A 20,257-nucleotide genomic window follows, 5' to 3' on the forward strand; every position below is an offset into this window, starting at 1 on the left:
ATGTTAGCTCAATTTGAATGGTGGCATGGTGCTTTTCTTCTTCTTGCTGTTGTGCTTGAAATCGTGGCCAATATATTCTTAAAAATGTCTAACGGTTTTAGTCGTTGGGGGTTGGGAATATTGTCATTGCTTTGTGTGTTAGGCGCATTTAGTTCATTGGCAATGGCCGTAAAGGGGATAGAGCTTTCTGTTGCTTACGCACTATGGGGAGCTTTTGGTATTATTGCCACTATCGCCGCTGGGTGGATCTTATTTAATCAACGCCTAAATTATAAAGGATGGAGTGGAATTATATTATTATTAGTCGGTATGATAATGATTAAATTCGCTTAACTCTAATTAATGTAATAATAGACGGATAACAACTATTAGGTTTCACAGCGGAATATTTACTCAAACAAAAGGCTGAGTTCGGTTGAACTCAGTTTTTTTGCGCTCAAACTAAGCCATGCAAAAAATAGTACCCGCATGTGCGGGTGCTAATAAAAAATTAGAGAGCAGCGATGATTTTAATTTCTACTTTATATTCAGGATGCATGAGTTGAGCCTGAACGGTACAACGTACTGGCGCGCTCCCTTTAGCAACCCATGCATCCCATGCTTGATTCATACCTGCAAAATCGGCTTTATCTGCTAAAAATAGTGTTGCATCAAGGATCTTACTTTTATCTGATCCCACTCTTTGTAATAACACATCAATAGCTGCTAATGTATCTGCAGTTTGTTCGATTATATCCCCTGATAAGTTTTCAGGAACTGCAGTGTAATAGACAGTATCATTATAAATAACCGCTTCAGACCAACGGTCCTCTGGATCGATACGTTTTATAGTCACGATAAATTCTCCTTTGTATTAACAACGTGGGTGGTACTTTTAGCTATCCACTGGCATAATTTACGTCTTATTTTATAAAAAGAGTATGCCTGTGTCAGACGATTTTGCAGAAAACGGGATTTTAACCCGACGCGTTCCTGGATTTCATCCCCGTGAAGCTCAACGACAAATGGCGATATCAGTAACAGAGGTTATTGATAAACAAGGTGTGCTTATTGCAGAAGCGGGTACCGGGACAGGGAAAACCTATGCCTATCTTGTGCCTGCATTACGTTCTGGGAAAAAAACTATCATCTCTACCGGATCTAAGGCATTACAAGATCAACTGTATAGTCGTGATCTCCCCACCATAATAGAAGCGCTAGACTACGATGGTACAACGGCTTTATTAAAAGGTCGCTCTAATTATTTGTGTTTAGAACGTTTAGATCAGCAAATGCTCAGTGGCGGTGATTTAGAAGCAGAAGTACTTGCTGATGTTATGCATGTACGCCAATGGTCGACGCAAACAGAAGATGGTGATATTAGTCGCTGTCATAGTGTGGCGGAAGATAGCAAAGTATGGCCACTGGTGACTAGCACTAATGATAATTGTCTGGGCAGTGATTGTCCTCGCTACAAAGAGTGTTATGTATTAAGTGCCCGTAAAAATGCGTTAGCCGCTGATGTGGTGATTGTTAATCATCACCTTTTTATGGCAGATACGGTAGTAAAAGATACTGGCTTTGGTGAGCTGATCCCCGATGCGGAGATAATGATCTTCGATGAGGCGCATCAAATTCCTGATATAGCAAGCCACTATTTCGGTCAACAGCTCACTAGTCGTCAATTATTCGATCTAGCGCGAGATATGATTGTGGCGTATCGCACTGAGGTGCGTGATCAAGTGCAACTGCAAAAAAGTGCTGACCGTTTAACTCAAATGGTACAAGATTTTCGTCTTAGCTTAGGTGATACGGGTTTTCGGGGTAACTTAAGGGAACTATTACAAAATAAGGAAACCAAACGCTATTTAACCTTATTAGATGATGCGTTAGAGCTAAGTTATGATGTAATGAAGCTCTCTTTAGGGCGTAGCCAATTACTGGATAGTGCGTTTGAACGGGCAACACTTTATCGTAATCGTTTAAAACGCCTAATTGATACGACGATTGCCGGATACAGTTATTGGTTTGAAAGCTATGGTCGCCATTTTTTACTGGCGATCACGCCACTTTCGGTTGCTGATAAATTTCGTGAGCTAATTAAATCCCATAAAAGTAGTTGGATATTTACTTCTGCAACACTCTCTGTAGATGAAAAAATGTCTTATTACACAGATAGATTAGGACTGGAAAATGCCACGACATTAATTTTAAATAGTCCATTTGATTATCAACATCAAACGTTGCTCTGTGTACCACGTTATTTACCTCCGTTAAATCAACCATATACCGCGAAGCGTTTAGCCGCTATGTTGGCTCCTGTGATCTTAAAAAATCAGGGGCGTTGTTTTTTTCTTTGTACCTCTCACGCTATGATGCGTGGATTAGCCGAAGAGTTTAAAGCCAGCTTACCACTTCCCGTGTTAATGCAAGGCGAAATGGGGAAATCGCAATTATTGAAAAAATTTGTTTCCTCAGGCAATGCGTTACTTGTCGCGACCCAAAGTTTTTGGGAAGGGGTGGATGTTAGGGGAGATACACTTTCTTGTGTGATCATTGATAAATTACCCTTTACCGCACCTGACGATCCATTATTAAGAGCACGTATTGAAGATTGTCAATTACGTGGTGGTGATGCATTTCGGGATGTACAAATCCCTGATGCGGTGATCACTCTAAAGCAAGGCGTCGGGCGTTTGATCCGCGATATACATGACTATGGTGCCATTATTGTTTGTGATGATAGATTAGTTTCAAGGCCTTATGGGGAAGTGTTTTTAAGTAGTTTGCCCCCATCACCACGAACCCGTTCATTAGAAAAAACCAGTTATTTTTTAAGCCAACGGGCACAACGAAATAAAATAGTGTCGGAGTCATAATAGTGATTACATATGATGTGTATTTATTCTGTTGAATACTATTATGATATTATTCTTTCTCTTTTTACTTATTGAATCTGCCGGAGTTATGGCGTGTCACTGCGAATTTTAGCAATTGATACCGCAACTGAGTCTTGTACTGTTGCGGTTTGGAATGAAGGTGTCGTTGCTTCACGTTTTGAAATTTCACCGCGTGAACATACACAAAAAATTTTACCAATGGTGAAAAGTGCTTTAGAAGAAGCCAATTTATCACTGCAATCCTTAGATGCCCTCGCTTTTGGTCGTGGTCCGGGCAGTTTTACCGGTGTTCGCATTGGTGTCGGTGTTGCGCAAGGTATCGCACTAGGGGCTAATTTGCCACTGATTGGTATTTCTTCTCTTGCCACCATGGCAGAAGGCGTTTTTAGAACAACAGGCATTAAGCAAGTTTTAGTCGCCATTGATGCCCGTATGGGGGAAATCTACTGTGCCCAATATCAGCGTAATGACGCTGGCATTTGGTCTGGTGAAGAAACAGAAGCGGTAATGAAACCAGAACAATTTGCCGAAACGCTACAAACTATCACCGGTCGCTGGGCAATTGCGGGTACGGGGTGGCAAGCTTATCCTGATTTAGCTTTATCATTGCCTTTTACCGTGGTTGAAACGCAAATTACTTTGCCTGCGGCACAAGATATGTTGCCACTTGCCGTTACAGCATGGCATGAAGGGAAAGCAACTAAAGTAGAAGAGGCCGAGCCTGTTTATTTACGTAATGAAGTCACTTGGAAAAAATTACCAGGACGGGAATAGATTGTTAGCGATTTTCTGTTAGAAGTGACAGAGTGACGCTATACTTATCTTAGAGTGTAACGTACTTAATGACGTACAAAGAGGTGGTTTATGAACAGACAATTAAACTACCGTTTGGTAAGTAAAGCGCTATTTTTATCTGGCGCTCTATTACTAACGGGCTGCGTCTCTATACCTGAATCTATTAAAGGGACAACAGCAACTCCTGTTACTGACTTAAATGTAGTTCTAGCGGCACCGGAGCTTTATGTCGGTCAAGAAGGTCGTTTTGGTGGGCGAGTGATTGAGGTTAAGAATCTACCTTCATCAACCCAGTTAGAAATTGCTGTGATGCCACTTTCTCACTATGATGCGGCTCCTGAGTTACAGCAACCTTCTGTTGGTCGTCTTTATGCGAATGTTACCCATTTTTTAGATCCAACAGATTATAAAAATCAGTATGTCACGGTAGTGGGTACGATCAAAGGTGTAAAAACAGGCAAAGTGGGTGAAGCCGTTTATCCATTTTTACGTATCGATGTTACAGGAATGAAACGCTGGACATTAACGCAACAAGTTATTATGCCTGCGCCTGTTATGACATGGGGATACTATGGTAATGCCCCTTACTGGTATAATTATGGCTATGGCGGCTATGGGGCATATCCATATGGCACTGGCCAAGTTGTCCCCGTCTTGGAGTAATAAACTAGAATAATTGTTAATGACGATATAATATTTTACCTTTATGAGTTTGAAACGGTGTATAATCAATGCCTGTAATATATTAGATGGCAATTATCTAATATAATTATTAAAGATGAAGACAACAAAAGAGAGGGCGGTTTTGACCGCCTTCTTTTTTGTTAAACATAAAAAGAAAAAATTTAGTGATACACTTCGCATCTTCACAACAGAAAATTGTTTGTGCTGGTAGGATGAGTTAATACTTTGTTAAAAAGAAACATAATATTAACCAAGAAGTGCGATTAATCAGGAGTACTACTTTGGAAAAAGTCTGGCTTAAACGTTATCCGGCAGATGTTCCGGCTGAAATTGACCCGGACCGTTTTGCATCTCTTGCAGAGATGCTTGAAAACGCTGTCGCAAATTACGCAGATCAACCCGCCTTTATCAATATGGGCGAGGTCATGACTTACCGCAAACTAGAAGAGCGTAGCCGTGCTTTTGCCGCTTATTTGCAAAATGGCTTAGGATTGAAAAAAGGTGATCGTGTCGCCTTAATGATGCCTAACTTACTGCAATATCCTATAGCGCTTTTCGGCATTCTTCGTGCCGGTATGGTAGTGGTCAATGTAAACCCACTCTACACACCAAGAGAGCTTGAACATCAGCTTAATGATAGTGGCGCCACAGCTATTGTCATTGTTTCTAACTTTGCCCATACGCTGGAAAAAATCGTCTTTAACACCAGCATTAAACACGTTATTTTAACACGTATGGGAGATCAGCTATCTCGTCCTAAAGCGACACTGGTTGATTTTGTGGTTAAATATATCAAGCGATTAGTCCCAAAATATAATTTGCCTGACGCGATATCATTTCGTCGAGCGATGCATTTAGGCTACCGAATGCAATATATTAAGCCAGAAATTACTGGAGATGATTTAGCCTTCTTACAATATACTGGTGGTACCACAGGAATTGCGAAAGGCGCGATGTTAACTCATCGTAATATGTTGGCTAATCTAGAACAAGCTAAAGCCGCTTATGTTCCTGCACTTAATGTAGGGAAAGAGCTGGTGGTAACCGCTTTACCCTTGTATCACGTCTTTGCATTAACCGTGAACTGCTTGTTATTTATTGAAGTTGGCGGGAAAAACCTACTGATAACGAACCCACGAGATGTTAAAGGCACTATTAAAGAGTTATCGCGTTATCCTGTCACGGCGATTACCGGGGTAAATACACTATTTAATGCTTGGTTACATAATCCTGAGTTTCGTCAACTTGATTTTTCTAAGCTCAACCTTTCTGTTGGTGGCGGAATGCCCGTACAAAGTAGTGTTGCGAAAGAGTGGGAAGAATTAACCGGTAAGCATCTATTAGAAGGTTATGGTTTAACTGAGTGTTCGCCTTTAGTAACAGGTAACCCTTATAACCTAAAAAAATACAGTGGTAGTATTGGGCTTCCTGTACCTTCAACGGAAGTAAAATTTATGGATGATGAAGGTAATGAAGTGTCTCGCACAGAAGGCGGTGAAATGTGGGTTCGTGGCCCTCAGGTCATGAAAGGCTACTGGAATCGTCCTGATGCGACAGCAGAAGTACTACATGATGGATGGGTTGCCACAGGTGATATTGCCACAATGGATGATGAAGGCTTTATCCGCATCATTGACCGTAAAAAAGATATGATCTTGGTTTCAGGATTTAATGTCTATCCTAATGAAGTTGAAGAAGTGGTTACTGCGCACCCGAAAGTTTTAGAATCAGCAGCTATTGGTGTACCGAGTAAAAGCTCGGGTGAGACTGTGAAAATCTTTGTTGTCAAAAAAGATCCCTCATTGACAGAAGATGAACTTAAAACTCATTGTCGCCGTTACTTAACGGGTTATAAAGTACCTAAGATTATTGAGTTTCGAGAAGAGTTGCCTAAGTCAAATGTTGGTAAAATTTTACGCAGAGAATTAAGAAATGAAGAAAAACAGTTGAAAACATCAACTGGATCTTGATACAACAAAGTATAACCTTTGATAAATTCGCCGGTTTATACCGGCGTTTTTGTCTTTACGAAAAAGTCATTAGACATAAAAACACAAGAGAAACCTGTTTTGAATTATCAATTTATCACGACAAACACAGCACTAGAAGATGTCTGTAAAGCAGCGTCTGAGGTATCACAAATTGCATTAGATACAGAGTTTGTCCGTATACGCACCTATTACCCACATTTGGGGCTTATCCAAATGTACGATGGGAAACAGATCTCTCTTATTGATCCCCTGACCATTACTGAGTGGACTCCTTTTGTTGAATTATTAACTAATCCCGCAGTCCTTAAATATTTGCATGCTGGAAGTGAAGATCTTGAAGTGTTTTCTCATCAATTTGGTTGTGTTCCGACACCCATGATAGACACCCAAGTCGTGGCCGCTTTTCTGGGCTATCCCATTTCTTGTGGTTTTGCCACCTTAGTCGAGAAATATGAACATATTGCTCTCGATAAAAGTGAATCACGGACAGATTGGCTGGCGCGCCCATTAACCGAAAAACAGTGCCAATATGCGAGTGGTGATGTGTTTTATTTGTTACCTCTAGCTAAGAAATTAATCGCACAGGCACAAGAAGCCGGTTATATGGACGCGATTGTTGATGAGTGTGAAATGATAGCCGAGCGTCGCCAAGAGACCGTATCACCAGAGCTTGCCTATCGCGATATTGGTAATGCATGGCAATTACGAGGTCAACAATTAGCATGCTTAAAAATGTTGGCAGAATGGCGTTTAAATCAAGCTAGAGCCCGTGATATGGCATTAAACTTTGTTGTAAGGGAAGAGCATTTATGGTCAGTAGCACGCTATTTACCGACCTCTCTTGCTGAATTAGATGCGCTTTCTCTATCGGGGCAAGAAATTCGTTGTCATGGCCGCCGCTTGTTGGATTTTGTTGCTAAAGCCAAACAGATCAAAGATGAAGATTGTCCTGAGCCTATTGGCAATTTAATTGAACAACCTAACTATAAAAAAGCCTTTAAAGCAATAAAAACGGTGATCCAAGAGGTAAGTGAAGGACAGCGTTATAACCCCGAGTTATTAGCCTCAAGAAGACAAATAAACCAATTGCTTAATATTCACTGGAAAATTAAAACAGGGGAGCCTGAATTGCTTTCACGCTGGCGTAAAGCATTATTAGCAGAAAAAATTACTGCAATTTTGGCGCAATATCCTTAATATCACGTTATATTAATTCAGGCTAAAGAGTAATTATTTAGCCTGAAATTTTCTCAAACCCAATATGAGTTTCTATCATCCTTCTATCATCCAATAAATAGCAACTCCAACTTATTATTAATGAATGTTTAAAATAGCAACAATATATAGCGCTATTTGCACATTTGTATTCAGCCAGTTTATATATAATTAAAAACACAGAGCCAAGCAAATATGTGATAGTTTATAGCTGGCTCTGTGGATCATTAGCTTATATCAGCGAATTAAATATGATCACTTAGGTGATTCTTCATTTTCAGGTAATGTCACATTTAATTCTAGTACGGAGATATCATCGCCTTTCTGCTCAAACTGAACAGATAGCATATCGGGATCTATCTGCACATACTTACAGATAACACCTAATAAATCTCTTTTCATATCAGGTAAATAAGCTGGCTCAGTATCGCCACGTCGACGCTCTGCTACGATAATTTGTAGGCGCTCCTTGGCAATATTTGCTGTCGACTTTTTACGCGACAGAAAAAAATCTAATAAAGCCATCTTTTACCCCCCAAAAAGGCGTTTTAGGAAGCCTTTTTTCTCTTCTTCAATAAAACGGAATGGATGTTCTTCACCTAATAAACGATTTACAGTATCTAAATAAGCTTTACCTGCATCAGATTCACTATCAAGAATAACAGGCTCACCTTGGTTTGATGAACGTAAAACGGATTGATCTTCTGGAATAACACCCAGCAGTGGAATACATAAAATTTCTAGCACATCTTCCATACTTAACATATCACCACGGCTTACTCGGCCTGGATTATAGCGTGTTAATAGAAGATGTTCTTTAATAGGATCTTCGCCTCGTTCAGCGCGACGCGATTTAGAGGCTAAAATACCTAAAATACGGTCTGAGTCACGTACAGAGGAGACTTCTGGGTTGGTGGTGATAATGGCTTCATCTGCAAAATAGAGTGCCATAAGTGCGCCACTTTCAATCCCTGCAGGTGAATCACAAATAATAAAATCAAAACCCATTTCATCCAGTTCATCTAACACTTGCTCTACACCATCACGGGTTAAAGCGTCTTTATCTCTTGTTTGTGAAGCAGGGAGGATATAAAGGTTTTCTGTACGTTTATCTTTAATCAGGGCTTGATTTAAAGTAGCATCACCTTGAATAACATTAACAAAGTCATAAACGACTCTACGCTCACAACCCATAATTAGGTCAAGATTACGTAATCCGATATCAAAGTCGATAACAACCGTTTTATGCCCTTTTTGAGCGAGGCCGGTAGAAATGGCCGCGCTGGAAGTTGTTTTACCAACCCCACCTTTACCTGACGTAACAACAATAATGCGTGCCATGGAGTGATTCCTTGTCGATGCTCTAAATTAAGTTCTCGATTGTTAATTCATTCTCTTGCAAACTAAGTTGGACTGATTTGCCAACAAAATCTGTAGGAATTTGGTCGCTTAGCCAATATTGACCAGCAATGGAAACTAGTTCTGCAGATAAATGTGTACAAAAAATATGGCTCTCTTGGTCGCCTGATGCTCCGGCAAGAACCCGTCCACGCAATACACCATAAATATGTACATTACCGTCTGCGATTAATTCAGCGCCAGCACTGACATTGCTTAACACGACTAAATCGCTATTTGGTGCGTAAATACGTTGCCCGGAACGCACTGGTGTATGAATGATTTTGGTTTTTTGTCGTACATTTATCGGTACTTCATTCGTTTTATCGTTATTTGCCTGAGCTGCTGGCTTAGTTATTTTACCTTCATTTAGAATAGGTAACTGTGCGGCAATTATCGCTTCTTTTTGTTGAGCGTCATGACTACCACTAATTCCCACAACACGTAAGCCAGCATCTTCTACTATTCGCCTCAGTTTTTTAAAATCAATCGTTTGATCTGCGATAGCAGAGACATTGATAACAACAGGCGCATTTTTCAGAAATTGAGGCGCTTGGGCAATTTTATCTGAAATAGCCTGACGAATAACCTTCGGTGATCCATCATTTAAATGAAGTACCGAGAGGGTAAAATTACTGCCTTTTAACTCAATGGGCGTGTTTGACATCTATCTGACTCAGTAAATTTTCTATAATCTGGCACAAAAAACCAGAGACGATATTACGAAATTATATAAGCATGTTATATTTACTAAAATATTCAGGCAAGTCGCTTATTTTAATAATTAGAGTTTAATGAAAATGATTTGTGCAATTTACCGTAGTACCAAGCGTGATCAAACTTATTTATACATCGAAAAAAAAGATGATTTCTCTCGAATTCCTGAGGAATTATTACAAAGTTTTGGTGAACCACAGTTTGCAATGTTGCTAGATCTGGCGCAAAGACAGCGTTTAGCGAATGCTGACATAGAAAAAGTCAAACAAGCGTTGACTGACCAAGGTTTTTATCTACAAGTGCCACCTCCCGTCGAAAGTCTGTTAAATGCTTATTTAGATGAGTTAAAAAATTCAGAAAAAACTGAATAAATCATCGAGATAAAAGGAGCATAAATGTTCAAATATTCGTTCATCGCGGTGATTGTTTCTACTGTTTTGCTATCTGCTTGTGCAGATAGCCATCAGAAGAGCGCAGAAAAAAAACCTGTAACAAGTGAAATTGCCAATATTGCGACATCAGCACCGGCTCGCTGGAAACAGATTGATGTTGCCTCACTTGAACAGGCTTTTCCAAAACAGTCACGGACACCTGCACAATTTCCTGCTTATGTAGATGCTTTAAAACAAAAAGCGGCTGAATTGGGTTATAAACCTGAAACTATCAATTTTGCCTTTTCGGAAATTCACTTTATTGACAGAGTGGTGAAGTCAGACCGTAATCAGCCAGAAAAGAAAATTACTTTAGATGTGTATTTACCTCGAGTGGTGACGAAAGGACGTATCGCAGAAGGGGCGAAACTTTATCAAGCTAACCAACAAACCCTAGCGCAGATCAGCAATCAATATGGTGTGCCTGCAAATTATATTGTTGCCTTATGGGGATTAGAAAGTGGTTTTGGTCGAGTACAAGGGAAAGAAGATGTTATCTCAGCACTGGCCACATTAGCTTTTGAAGGTCGCCGTGAGGCTTTGTTTAGTCGCCAATTAATGGCCGCACTTGAGATAATCGAAAATGGACATTTACCTGTAGGGCAGCGTTTAAAAGGCTCTTGGGCAGGCGCAATGGGGCAGACACAGTTTATGCCATCTTCATTTTTGACTTACGCTGCTGATGGCAATGGTGATGGCAATATTGATATATGGAATAGCCGTGAAGATGCGTTTGCTTCAGCCGCTAATTATTTAGCAACCGAGGGATGGCAACGCGATCTCCCTTGGGGGGAACAAGTCAGTTTACCTGCTAATTTTAATCAACAGTTGGAAGGTATAAAAACAGAGCAACAAAAAACGGTCGCACAATGGAAGGCGCTAGGGGTGAAATTACCCGCTAATAGCCAATTAAGTGATGATATGAAGGTATGGCTGATAATTCCTGATGATGATTTGCATAGAAGTTATTTAGTCACCCCAAATTTCCGTACTATCATGCATTGGAATAGCTCTTACTTTTTTGCTTTGAGTATTGTGACGATGGCTGATGGCGTTGCCAATAAAATAAATACACTGCCAACTCAACACTAAATCACGTTAGCAGTGACATAAAACACAGCGATTTACCTAATAAGGAAAATATTATGTATCAACATAGAGATTGGGAAGGTTCGTTGCTTGATTTTCCTGTCAATAAAGTGATTTGTGTGGGCAGTAATTATGCAAACCACATAAAAGAGATGGGCTCGGTGCGCTCTGAAGAGCCGGTTATCTTTATTAAACCAGAAACGGCGATGTGTGATATTCGCCAACCTATTGCGATCCCCAAAGAAATGGGGGCAGTGCATCATGAAATAGAGTTAGCGGTATTAATTGGTCAGCCACTGAAACAAGCCAATGAAGATAGGGTTGATCGTGCTATTGCTGGTTTTGGTGTTGGTTTAGATCTCACTTTACGTGATTTACAAAGTCAATTAAAAAAAGCGGGACAACCTTGGGAGAAAAGTAAAGCGTTTGATGGTTCAGCGCCTTTGTCGGGATTTATTCCGGTGAACTCTTTTGGTGATCCCCAAAATGTTGACTTAATGTTGAAAGTTAATGGTGAAATTCGTCAGCAAGGGAACAGTCGTGATATGCTAACGCCTGTTTTACCCCTTATCAGTTATATGTCGCGCTTTTTTACCCTTCGCCCAGGTGATGTCATTTTAACGGGAACACCAGAAGGTGTCGGTCCCTTAGCATCGGGTGATATGTTGGTATTAAGTGTCAATGAACATCAGCTGACCACACGGGTTATTTAATAATATGATGAGCAATAAGGTAATAACGTAGAGATGACACAGGCTTTTTGGCAGACAAAAACTTTGGATGAAATGAGTGATGATGAGTGGGAATCGTTATGTGACGGGTGTGGGCAGTGCTGTTTACACAAGTTAATGGATGATGATACTGATGAGATCTATTTTACTAACGTCGCTTGTAATCAGTTAAATATTAAAACCTGCCAATGCAGTAACTATGAAGATCGTTTTCGTTATGAACCTGATTGTATCAAACTCACGCGATATAATTTGCCGACGTTTGAATGGTTACCGATGACTTGTGCTTATCGCTTATTAGCAGAAGGGAAGCCTTTAGCGGATTGGCATCCCCTTATTGCAGGTAATAAAGCAAAAATGCATCAAGGTAATATTTCAGTAAGATATATTGCTGTTCCTGAAGTGGAAGTTGAGGACTGGGAAGATCATATTCTTAATCGCCCCAAAGGACGCGGTTAATATTGCGCTCTCCCTTTGTGTTACACAGAGGGAGAGTCATTATCTTATTGATTAAACGTCATTAATTGATGGCGTTGATTAAAGAATTTCTTATAGGTTAAATAGCAAGCAATAATTGTTGAAATACTGGCGGTTGCCATCAACATAAAGGTGACCATAATTTGGTATTTAACCGCTTGTAGTGGATCAACACCGGCAAAAATTAATCCAGACATCATTCCAGGTAAGCTTACAATCCCCACGGTCTTGGCTGCGTCAACGGTCGGAATTAACGACGATTTAATACTATCTCGAATAATAGCCATTGAAGCAATTTTAGGGGTTGCCCCTAAACTTAACATTTCTTGGATCTGTTGTTGATGATTTTCAAAACGTTGCCCAAGCTGATTATAACAAAGTCCGGTCGCAATCATTGCATTCCCCGCGATCATACCGGTAATAGGAATAATTTGGATAGGGGTAAAGGCAATAGCATGAGTAAAAAGTAAAATACTTAAGGTGAGCAATGCCCCTGTGGTAATAGCGACAAACGAGATAATAAAAATATCTTTAACGTATTTACTGCGTTTTTTAGCATTATAGGCAGCGTTATAACAGATAAATAAGACCATTAGAAATGTAAGGATAATATGGTCGACGTCGAAAATATAAGTTAATACGTAGCCAACAATAAAGAGTTGAATTATCGCTCGGGCGGTACTCCAAATAATATCTTTCTCTAATGAAAGTTTCTCTTTTCGGCTAATAAATATAGCCACTAAGACCAGTAATAGAGAAAAAATAAGAGATTCATTACTGATTGTATGTTCGTTCATAATAATTTATTTGCTCACTGCTCAATAAAGTTAAAACTAAGGGGGTAATGGAAGTAAACCTAACCTTAATTGTTCATATGACTCGGTAAGTGGATCACATCATCGGCATGTTTGATTTCATTTTGATCGTGAGTTACCCATAATGCAGCGATTTTTTGCTCTTTGACATAATGATGGATAAGCTCATTGACTTTTATTTTATTGTCTTCATCAAGAGCACTAGTAATTTCATCAAGCAATAACACTTTAGGCAAAAACTGTAGGTTACGGATAAGTGAGATACGCTGTTTTTCACCACCAGAAAGTTCATTAATACCTTTATTTAAAATCTCATTGGGCAAATTAAAGTAATCTAAATCTTTCGCTAATTTCTTCTCATCAACGGCGATTTTGCGTAGTAAATAAGGAAATTTAAGATTGTCATAAACCGTTTCACCAAATAACATCGGGGTTTGAGTACAATACGAAACTTGTTGTCGGTATTGTTCAGGAGAAAGGGTTAAGTAGTCTTTTCCGTCAAAGAAAAGTGTGCCACTTGTCGGTGATAATAAAGAGGCAATGATTTTTAATAACGTACTTTTTCCACAGCCAGAAGGGCCTGTAATCAATTTAAATTCAGAAGGTTGTAGTGAGAAAGTCACATTATCTAGAATAATTTTGCTATCGAGTTGAAAGCCAATTTTTTCCAGACATAGTAGTGCGCGATTATTGTTCATTCTGATCCTATACATCTAGAAGAGAGAAGTTATCACTATTATACAAGGTTAATTGTATAATGATCCTGTTCCATATCAGTGATCTGATAACAAGATTTAACTTAAGTATAAGAGCATAAAGGTGTGATGATAAATTGCTTTTCTCTATCACTACTATCAGTCAATCAATATTAAATAGCCAATAGGGGAAACAGAAAGATAACGCAGCATAAAAGATTAAGCATGATAAAATAGGCCTAATCATCAGCTCGTAAAATTATCTTAATATAATAAGTCAAGATAGGATGAATGTTATTTATTATATTGCGCATACCATTGCTGTATATCTTGAACGACTTTTCCGGTTAATCGCTCACCTTGTTGATTATAAAAACCATGATTTAATTTATCATATTTAATAAATGTCACATTAGGTTGCGTTATCTCTTGAGATAATTGATGGAATGCAGCCACATCTACATTGATATCATCTAATGTTTGAACAATTAATACCGGAGTTTGCGTGTTGCGCTTAACCACCTCAAGTAGATCAATAGCAAGATATTGTTGCCACCATAATTTGCTATGTTCACTAACAAATTGCTCATCACCAATTTGATTCGTTATTATTGCATTAGCGAGTTGTTGAAAGCTATTTATTGCTTCTTCCACATGCTCTTTAGGTGTTGTATTGCGTATATTGTACAGTACATCATCAAGGAAAAAACGACCACCGCCATTTAATGCGATTGCAGCGCTAATATCATGACGTTCAGCAACAACTAAATGAACCATTGTTGCGCCTTCACTTCCTCCAAGTAATACAATATTGGTGTAATTAGGGGATAATTTATCTAGCACTGCTAAATAATCAGCAAGTCTTTGGTTAGGATTATCATGTAGTTTATAGTTTTTAGGGCAATCTTCTCTTTCACCATTATCGTCGGAATAAGTCAATTGTGCTGTAATACCATACTTTTCAACCATTAAAACATCACTACTCGGTAGCCATCTACCAAAGGTTTCTTGAATAAAAGTATTATTTTTTATGCTATTACAGTCAGAACCTTGCATTAAAACTAACAGTGTTTTGTTATGTTCAGCTTGTTTATCTAGATAATAAATCAGTTCGCTATTATCTTGGCGAATCAGTTTATGTGTGCTTATTTCTGCGTAGCTTGATGTTATTGATGATACTAAGAAAGTGGTGTATAGCAACAAAGAACAAATACGCATAGAACAACCTTATTAACCAAGGGAGGGTGAGAGAGAAGAATGGCTAAATAACCCATTAAGACGGTTAATTAGCCATATCAATAAACTGAAAGTCAAGTCGTTAAGTACTTATTACTGATTAATGAATTGGAACGTAATAATCAATTTCCAGTGTTTTTGGTAGTTCCATAATGTCGCTATCTGTTTCTATACAAATGTAGTTTTCAATATCTGGCCCTAAACGACGACATAACCCCAAAGCCGGTAAAGTATAAAAGTAGATCTTGATGGCAAATTGTTTATATTCTTCTAACGTGCCTTTAAATTGGAAACGAACATAACGCCCGCCTGCAATCGCTTTTTTTCTAAAACCACGGGGTCTGGTAAAGTGATCTAAATTGTTTAGGCCAATTTCATAATCAATCTGGATCTTATCTTTACGTAATGTATTTGGCTGATAAGAAATTAACACACTACTTTCCGTAAAGTTTTTATCTGTGTACAACAAAAAATCATTCCAAAACTGATGACGAATATCTTCATGTAGTTTGCCAATATCCTCGATAGAGCAAAAGTATTGGTATTGAATAACATAAAGAAAACTTTCAGGTAGCTCGATAATATTTGGAATAGGGAGGTCGGTAACTTCAAAATTGATGGGGGGCTGAAAATTGTCGCTACACAACACATCAACTTTACGGTATTCCGAAGGAGTGACGCCAAAAACAGCTTTAAAGCGGCGTGTAAAAGATTGCTGCGAATCAAATTGATAGCGTAGTGCGATAGTTAATACCGGAAGTTTAGTTAAGCGCAATTCAGTGGCGGCTTTGGTCAGTCGTCTACCACGAATATAAGAGGCTAATGTTAAGCCCGTTGCTTGCTTAAACACCCGTTGCAAATGCCATTTTGTATAACCTGATTTTATCGCAACATCATCAAGTAATAACGGCTTTTCTAGATTTACCTCGATCCAGAGCAGAAGTTCTTTAATCACTTCTATATTAAACGAAGATAAAGAATTGGAAGGGATAAGTCCATTGAACTGAGATGACATGATGATTTCCTGAAAAGATATTTTGTTCAGTTTACACAAAACTGATACCCATATATTATTACATACTTATGGTATGTTTTATGGGTTTTTTATCATGAAATTAAAATCACGGCAACAAGAGAATTCAGAACAAACACGCTTAGCTTTACTTGAAGCCGGGCAATATCTCTTTGTAAATCAATGCTATTATGATGTTTCCATTGATGAAATATCACGTTATGCAAGGGTCACTAAAGGGGCGTTTTATCATCACTTCAGTAATAAAAAAGCCCTTTTGAGAGAGTGTTATTTACTGCAAGTTAAGCATGCTGTTCAAAAATTAGATGAAGTGCCTACTTATGATGATAAATGGCAAGAGCTAACGGCGCTCTTCTCTCTTTGTGTTGACCATATTTATCAGTGTAAAAACGAGTTAATTCCCTTACAAGAAGTTATCTCGGTATTAGGTTGGAAAGAGTGGGAAGAGATTGACGCCAACATTCTTATTCCTCGTATCCAACACTGTGTTGATATTCTCTTTGCTGAAAAACAGATCTGTGCTTATTCACCGGCTATTGTGGTGAATTTAATTTATGGTTTTATTACTCATATTGCTATCAATCTAAAAAATGAAGCGTCATTGCCGAAAGAGGCATGTAGTGATTTTAAAGCTATTTTTGCTGATTTTTTAATCGGGGTAAAACAAGCATCACCACAGCGTCATCAACATAGGGTATAAAGAGGTATTAAAATACCTCTAAGCATTGTGCAAAAGATTAACAATCAACAAATAATTCTGTTCAATTATCACTGTATTATTGAATAGCAAAACATAGCGATTCAATAAAGAGATAAGTTTAATTGAACTAACTAAAAAATAATTAAAAATAGAATAAGTAATCTTTCTTAATATCGTTAATCTATTTGAGTTAAATAACCTAATGTCCACAGTATTAAGCAATAGCATTATTTTTTAAGAAAGTAACAACAATTCTTTCTGTTTAAATAAAAAAGTATGATTAGTTTAATTTATAAAATAAATACTGATATTGTATGATAAATTGGTCATGCTTTAAAATTTATCCTGTTCATTCTAAAAGATAATTAATCATTTAATTTTTTATCAATCAAATCATAATGCTAATGGAATATTATGTAACGAATTGCTTAGTGGACAGTGAAATGAAATGTTTATTTCAAAAATAAAAAATAGATTTCACTATGCTCTAAAGTTTTTGATAAAAATGACCGACATTATCAATGTGAGCAGTCTCTTACCTGTCTCTATAATCTAAAAAATAATCTTTAATTTATTTTGTTAACACTAGGGAATGCACTCTTTTTTACTAAAGAGTGCATTCTGATATCTTACAAATATACAGAAAAATCAAAGCTGTATATTTTGCTGGAATATGATTATGTTTAAAAACATCAGTATAGAAAAAACCGTTAAAGTTATGCTGGCTATTTTATTTGTACTTATTATGAGCATTATTTACTTTAGTTATGATGCTTCAACACGCTCTTATCATAACTTTGTTTCATCAAATAACTTAAGTCAGCAAATGTTGCTGATGGGAAAAGCGCGTTATCAAATGGCGGTGATCAGAGCGAATATTAATGGCTTGGATGGGCAGTTAAGAGTGAATGAAAAACCTTCTGCTAAATACCTTCATCAAACTCAAGAATATATAAAAATCACCCGTGAAGAGATACACCGTTGGGCGGATGCTGAAAAGTTAACCATGGAAGGGCGTCAGGTTGCTGATGATATGACGAAACGCTTTGATGAGCTTTTAGATATATTTACCGATGCCTTAGCTAAATTACGTAAAGGACAATTGACTACGCACTCTGCTAGTCAAAAAATGGATGAACTCAACGAGATCACCATGACATATTATGCCGTCGCCAATGGTATTGAGAATAATTATATTGATATTGCGAAAACCTCACAACAGCGCATTATGCTAATGGCGTTAGTCACAGCGATTATTGTCATTATGCTCTTTATCATTATCTTACGTTGGTTCTCCCATAGCTTTATCGGCAATATTAAAGTGCTTATTAATATTTTTAGTAAAATGAGCCAAGGCGATTTAAGTATGCGAGTAGAAAATCACGGTAACAATGAATTTGGTAAGCTATTTAATGAAATGAATAAAATGAAAGTTTCATTAAGTCAAATGATTGCTTCGGTAAAAAATGCAGTAAACACCATTAGCGTCAGTGCAAGTGAAATAGCAACAGGTAATACTGACCTCTCCTCACGTACTGAAGAGCAGGCTAGTGCGCTACAACAAACTGTTGCAAGCATGGAGCAAATCAAAACGACGGTTGAAAAAAATGCCGATAACTCACGCCAAGCTAGCCAGTTGGCATTAAGAGCGACAACGTCAGCACAAAACGGCGAAAAGGTGATGGATAATGTTATCGAAACCATGTCATCGATTTCTGAAAGTGCAAAAAAGATCTCAGATATTAATGACATCATTAACAGTATTGCCAATCAAACCAATATTCTCTCATTGAATGCAGCGGTTGAAGCGGCTAGAGCGGGTGAACAAGGTCGCGGATTTACCGTTGTTGCAGCCGAAGTGCGTAACTTAGCTAGTCGTAGTGCAGAGGCAGCCAAAGAGATCAATGAACTTATTACCCATTCGGTAAATAAAGTACAGGTTGGATCACAACAAGTGAGCGAAGCAGGGCGCTCCATGTCGGAAATTGTGACCACCATTAGTCAAGTTAATGATTTTATGCAACAGATTGCCTTAGCCTCTAATGAACAAAGTATGGGGATTAATCAAATTGCTATGGCCGTAAGTGAGATGGATACCGTGACTCAACAAAATGCGGCACTTGTGGAAGAGTCTGCCACTATTACTGCCAATATGGATGACGAAGCTCATCAGCTTGCCAACTTAGTCTCTCAATTTAAAGTGGATGAGAAAGAAAATACTAGGCATGCATAAAAGGGATAGTTTACGCTTGATAAAAATGTACCTAAGAAGATAAATATGTTGTTAATTCATTAACCAAGACGAATAAGATAAAACCCCTTTAGCCACTCAAAGGTGACTAACAGGGGTTTTTTAGAGACTTAGGCTTTCACTTCGTTAGGTGATGTTATACCTGCAGCAACCTCTTTAATATTGTGCAATGTCGTTTCACTAATACTAATTAATGCTTCTTCAGTTAAGAATGCTTGGTGCCCGGTAAACAATACGTTATGGCAAGAGGAAAGGCGACGGAACACGTCATCTTGAATAACATCATTTGATTTATCTTCAAAAAATAAATCGCGCTCATTTTCGTAGACATCCATGCCTAATGCGCCAATTTTACCTTGTTTTAAGGCATTAATGGCAGCTGCAGAATCAATTAAGGCCCCACGGCTAGTGTTGATGATCATTACGCCATCTTTCATTTGCGAAAAAGCACTTTCATTTAATAAATGATGATTTTCTGCGGTTAATGGGCAATGCAACGAAATAACATGTGAATTTGCGTAAAGAGTCGCTAAGTCAACATATTCCGCACCCAAATCTAATACAGCTTGGTTTGGATAAGGATCATAGGCCAATAGCTTCATACCAAAGCCTTTTAGTATGCGTAAAGTCGCTAGACCAATTTTCCCCGTACCGATAATCCCTGCAGTGCGATTATGCATATTAAAGCCAGTTAAGCCTTCTAAGGAAAAGTTTGCATCACGGGTACGCTGGTAGGCTCTGTGAATACGACGATTTAACGAGAGCATCATCCCAACAGTATGCTCAGCAATCGCTTCTGGGGAATAAGCCGGCACACGCACTACGGTGATCCCTAATTCGGCTGCTGCCTTAAGGTCAACATTATTAAACCCCGCACAACGCAGTGCAAGGATACGGATGTTGAGACTGGCAAGCTCTTGTAATACCGCACGATTAGCATCATCATTAACAAAGATACAGACTGCATCTGCGCCGACGGCATTTTTTGCTGTTTGTTCAGTCAAATTAAAGTCAAAATATTCGATATCATAATGATATCCATTATGCTGATTGACCCATTCCATGTGTTTGCGGTCATAATGTTTAGTACTATAGGAAACAATTTTCATCCTGTACTCGC

21 protein-coding genes are annotated in these 20,257 nt (G+C 38.4%); 12 read left to right on the plus strand and 9 right to left on the minus strand.

Annotation, left to right across the window (positions count from 1 at the left end):
- Window positions 1-333: a multidrug/spermidine efflux SMR transporter subunit MdtI gene (mdtI, locus tag AACU98_RS00760; protein WP_004247986.1), complete on the plus strand. Its 333-nt coding sequence runs from the start codon at window positions 1-3 to the stop codon at window positions 331-333.
- 157 nt (window positions 334-490) lie between these two features.
- Here the strand turns inward: mdtI and AACU98_RS00765 are convergent, their stop codons facing one another.
- Window positions 491-835: a RidA family protein gene (locus tag AACU98_RS00765; protein WP_004242773.1), complete on the minus strand. Its 345-nt coding sequence runs from the start codon at window positions 833-835 to the stop codon at window positions 491-493.
- An 85-nt stretch (window positions 836-920) separates the two neighbouring features.
- Between AACU98_RS00765 and AACU98_RS00770 the strand changes: the two genes are divergently transcribed.
- The 5 genes from AACU98_RS00770 (at window position 921) to rnd (ending at window position 7,546) form a co-directional block, all read left to right on the plus strand.
- Window positions 921-2,858 carry an ATP-dependent DNA helicase gene (locus AACU98_RS00770; protein ID WP_020945589.1) on the plus strand — a complete coding sequence of 646 codons (1,938 nt, stop codon included), beginning with the start codon at window positions 921-923 and terminating at the stop codon, window positions 2,856-2,858.
- Between the two features lie 93 nt (window positions 2,859-2,951).
- A complete protein-coding gene (gene tsaB / locus AACU98_RS00775) occupies window positions 2,952-3,653 on the plus strand; it encodes a tRNA (adenosine(37)-N6)-threonylcarbamoyltransferase complex dimerization subunit type 1 TsaB (RefSeq protein WP_017827470.1) in 702 nt (233 codons plus the stop codon).
- A 90-nt stretch (window positions 3,654-3,743) separates the two neighbouring features.
- Window positions 3,744-4,337 (plus strand): Slp family lipoprotein, encoded by a 594-nt coding sequence (locus AACU98_RS00780; protein ID WP_004242776.1) that lies wholly within the window; start codon window positions 3,744-3,746, stop codon window positions 4,335-4,337.
- Between the two features lie 302 nt (window positions 4,338-4,639).
- Window positions 4,640-6,328: a long-chain-fatty-acid--CoA ligase FadD gene (gene fadD, locus AACU98_RS00785; protein WP_004242778.1), complete on the plus strand. Its 1,689-nt coding sequence runs from the start codon at window positions 4,640-4,642 to the stop codon at window positions 6,326-6,328.
- A gap of 99 nt (window positions 6,329-6,427) precedes the next feature.
- Window positions 6,428-7,546: a ribonuclease D gene (rnd, locus tag AACU98_RS00790; RefSeq protein ID WP_004247992.1), complete on the plus strand. Its 1,119-nt coding sequence runs from the start codon at window positions 6,428-6,430 to the stop codon at window positions 7,544-7,546.
- 273 nt (window positions 7,547-7,819) lie between these two features.
- On the opposite strand, the gene minE is transcribed toward rnd, so the two are convergent.
- Genes minE through minC form a run of 3 tightly spaced genes read right to left on the minus strand, consistent with a single transcriptional unit; the run spans window position 7,820 to window position 9,629 of the window.
- The gene (gene minE, locus AACU98_RS00795; protein ID WP_004242781.1) at window positions 7,820-8,089 is read right to left on the minus strand and encodes a cell division topological specificity factor MinE; all 270 of its coding nucleotides are present in this window, start codon (window positions 8,087-8,089) and stop codon (window positions 7,820-7,822) included.
- Window positions 8,090-8,092: 3 nt separating this feature from the next.
- Window positions 8,093-8,905, minus strand: a complete 813-nt coding sequence (gene minD, locus AACU98_RS00800) for a septum site-determining protein MinD (protein WP_004242782.1) — start codon at window positions 8,903-8,905, stop codon at window positions 8,093-8,095.
- A 22-nt stretch (window positions 8,906-8,927) separates the two neighbouring features.
- Window positions 8,928-9,629: a septum site-determining protein MinC gene (gene minC, locus AACU98_RS00805; protein ID WP_004242783.1), complete on the minus strand. Its 702-nt coding sequence runs from the start codon at window positions 9,627-9,629 to the stop codon at window positions 8,928-8,930.
- A gap of 133 nt (window positions 9,630-9,762) precedes the next feature.
- On the opposite strand from minC, the gene AACU98_RS00810 reads away from it, so the two are divergent.
- The 4 genes from AACU98_RS00810 to AACU98_RS00825 are packed head-to-tail and all read left to right on the plus strand — an operon-like array spanning window position 9,763 to window position 12,389.
- Window positions 9,763-10,050, plus strand: coding sequence for a YcgL domain-containing protein (locus AACU98_RS00810; protein ID WP_049199563.1), 288 nt, complete (start codon window positions 9,763-9,765; stop codon window positions 10,048-10,050).
- Window positions 10,051-10,074: 24 nt separating this feature from the next.
- Window positions 10,075-11,202 carry a lytic murein transglycosylase gene (locus tag AACU98_RS00815; protein WP_004247994.1) on the plus strand — a complete coding sequence of 376 codons (1,128 nt, stop codon included), beginning with the start codon at window positions 10,075-10,077 and terminating at the stop codon, window positions 11,200-11,202.
- Between the two features lie 53 nt (window positions 11,203-11,255).
- Window positions 11,256-11,912, plus strand: coding sequence for a fumarylacetoacetate hydrolase family protein (locus AACU98_RS00820; protein WP_004242786.1), 657 nt, complete (start codon window positions 11,256-11,258; stop codon window positions 11,910-11,912).
- A gap of 33 nt (window positions 11,913-11,945) precedes the next feature.
- Window positions 11,946-12,389: a YcgN family cysteine cluster protein gene (locus tag AACU98_RS00825; RefSeq protein ID WP_004242788.1), complete on the plus strand. Its 444-nt coding sequence runs from the start codon at window positions 11,946-11,948 to the stop codon at window positions 12,387-12,389.
- Window positions 12,390-12,433: 44 nt separating this feature from the next.
- Here the strand turns inward: AACU98_RS00825 and fetB are convergent, their stop codons facing one another.
- The 4 genes from fetB to AACU98_RS00845 form a co-directional block, all read right to left on the minus strand.
- Window positions 12,434-13,204: an iron efflux ABC transporter permease subunit FetB gene (fetB, locus tag AACU98_RS00830; RefSeq protein ID WP_004242789.1), complete on the minus strand. Its 771-nt coding sequence runs from the start codon at window positions 13,202-13,204 to the stop codon at window positions 12,434-12,436.
- A 65-nt stretch (window positions 13,205-13,269) separates the two neighbouring features.
- Complete coding sequence (fetA, locus tag AACU98_RS00835) at window positions 13,270-13,920, minus strand: iron efflux ABC transporter ATP-binding subunit FetA (protein ID WP_004242790.1); 651 nt, start codon at window positions 13,918-13,920, stop codon at window positions 13,270-13,272.
- A 291-nt stretch (window positions 13,921-14,211) separates the two neighbouring features.
- Window positions 14,212-15,135, minus strand: a complete 924-nt coding sequence (locus AACU98_RS00840) for an alpha/beta hydrolase family protein (protein ID WP_161734673.1) — start codon at window positions 15,133-15,135, stop codon at window positions 14,212-14,214.
- 118 nt (window positions 15,136-15,253) lie between these two features.
- A complete protein-coding gene (locus AACU98_RS00845) occupies window positions 15,254-16,168 on the minus strand; it encodes a helix-turn-helix domain-containing protein (RefSeq protein WP_004242792.1) in 915 nt (304 codons plus the stop codon).
- 94 nt (window positions 16,169-16,262) lie between these two features.
- On the opposite strand from AACU98_RS00845, the gene AACU98_RS00850 reads away from it, so the two are divergent.
- Together AACU98_RS00850 and AACU98_RS00855 are read left to right on the plus strand one after the other, a co-directional pair.
- Window positions 16,263-16,886, plus strand: a complete 624-nt coding sequence (locus AACU98_RS00850) for a TetR family transcriptional regulator (protein ID WP_004247996.1) — start codon at window positions 16,263-16,265, stop codon at window positions 16,884-16,886.
- A gap of 679 nt (window positions 16,887-17,565) precedes the next feature.
- The gene (locus tag AACU98_RS00855) at window positions 17,566-19,119 is read left to right on the plus strand and encodes a methyl-accepting chemotaxis protein (protein ID WP_012367887.1); all 1,554 of its coding nucleotides are present in this window, start codon (window positions 17,566-17,568) and stop codon (window positions 19,117-19,119) included.
- A 128-nt stretch (window positions 19,120-19,247) separates the two neighbouring features.
- On the opposite strand, the gene AACU98_RS00860 is transcribed toward AACU98_RS00855, so the two are convergent.
- Window positions 19,248-20,246, minus strand: a complete 999-nt coding sequence (locus AACU98_RS00860; protein ID WP_012367888.1) for a 2-hydroxyacid dehydrogenase — start codon at window positions 20,244-20,246, stop codon at window positions 19,248-19,250.
- Between the last annotated feature and the right edge of the window lie 11 nt (window positions 20,247-20,257).

The sequence above is a fragment of the Proteus sp. G4380 genome (genome assembly GCF_963885725.1).
GTDB classification, from domain to species: domain Bacteria; phylum Pseudomonadota; class Gammaproteobacteria; order Enterobacterales; family Enterobacteriaceae; genus Proteus; species Proteus mirabilis.

Coding starts and splice junctions, on each gene's coding strand:
- mdtI (WP_004247986.1), top strand. CDS start 1: ATGTTAGCTCAATTTGAATGGTGGCATGGTGCTTTTCTTCTTCTTGCT.
- AACU98_RS00770 (WP_020945589.1), top strand. CDS start 921: ATGCCTGTGTCAGACGATTTTGCAGAAAACGGGATTTTAACCCGACGC.
- AACU98_RS00780 (WP_004242776.1), top strand. CDS start 3,744: ATGAACAGACAATTAAACTACCGTTTGGTAAGTAAAGCGCTATTTTTA.
- minE (WP_004242781.1), bottom strand. CDS start 8,089: ATGGCTTTATTAGATTTTTTTCTGTCGCGTAAAAAGTCGACAGCAAAT.
- minD (WP_004242782.1), bottom strand. CDS start 8,905: ATGGCACGCATTATTGTTGTTACGTCAGGTAAAGGTGGGGTTGGTAAA.
- minC (WP_004242783.1), bottom strand. CDS start 9,629: ATGTCAAACACGCCCATTGAGTTAAAAGGCAGTAATTTTACCCTCTCG.
- AACU98_RS00810 (WP_049199563.1), top strand. CDS start 9,763: ATGATTTGTGCAATTTACCGTAGTACCAAGCGTGATCAAACTTATTTA.
- AACU98_RS00815 (WP_004247994.1), top strand. CDS start 10,075: ATGTTCAAATATTCGTTCATCGCGGTGATTGTTTCTACTGTTTTGCTA.
- AACU98_RS00820 (WP_004242786.1), top strand. CDS start 11,256: ATGTATCAACATAGAGATTGGGAAGGTTCGTTGCTTGATTTTCCTGTC.
- AACU98_RS00825 (WP_004242788.1), top strand. CDS start 11,946: ATGACACAGGCTTTTTGGCAGACAAAAACTTTGGATGAAATGAGTGAT.
- fetB (WP_004242789.1), bottom strand. CDS start 13,204: ATGAACGAACATACAATCAGTAATGAATCTCTTATTTTTTCTCTATTA.
- fetA (WP_004242790.1), bottom strand. CDS start 13,920: ATGAACAATAATCGCGCACTACTATGTCTGGAAAAAATTGGCTTTCAA.
- AACU98_RS00840 (WP_161734673.1), bottom strand. CDS start 15,135: ATGCGTATTTGTTCTTTGTTGCTATACACCACTTTCTTAGTATCATCA.
- AACU98_RS00845 (WP_004242792.1), bottom strand. CDS start 16,168: ATGTCATCTCAGTTCAATGGACTTATCCCTTCCAATTCTTTATCTTCG.
- AACU98_RS00850 (WP_004247996.1), top strand. CDS start 16,263: ATGAAATTAAAATCACGGCAACAAGAGAATTCAGAACAAACACGCTTA.
- AACU98_RS00855 (WP_012367887.1), top strand. CDS start 17,566: ATGTTTAAAAACATCAGTATAGAAAAAACCGTTAAAGTTATGCTGGCT.
- AACU98_RS00860 (WP_012367888.1), bottom strand. CDS start 20,246: ATGAAAATTGTTTCCTATAGTACTAAACATTATGACCGCAAACACATG.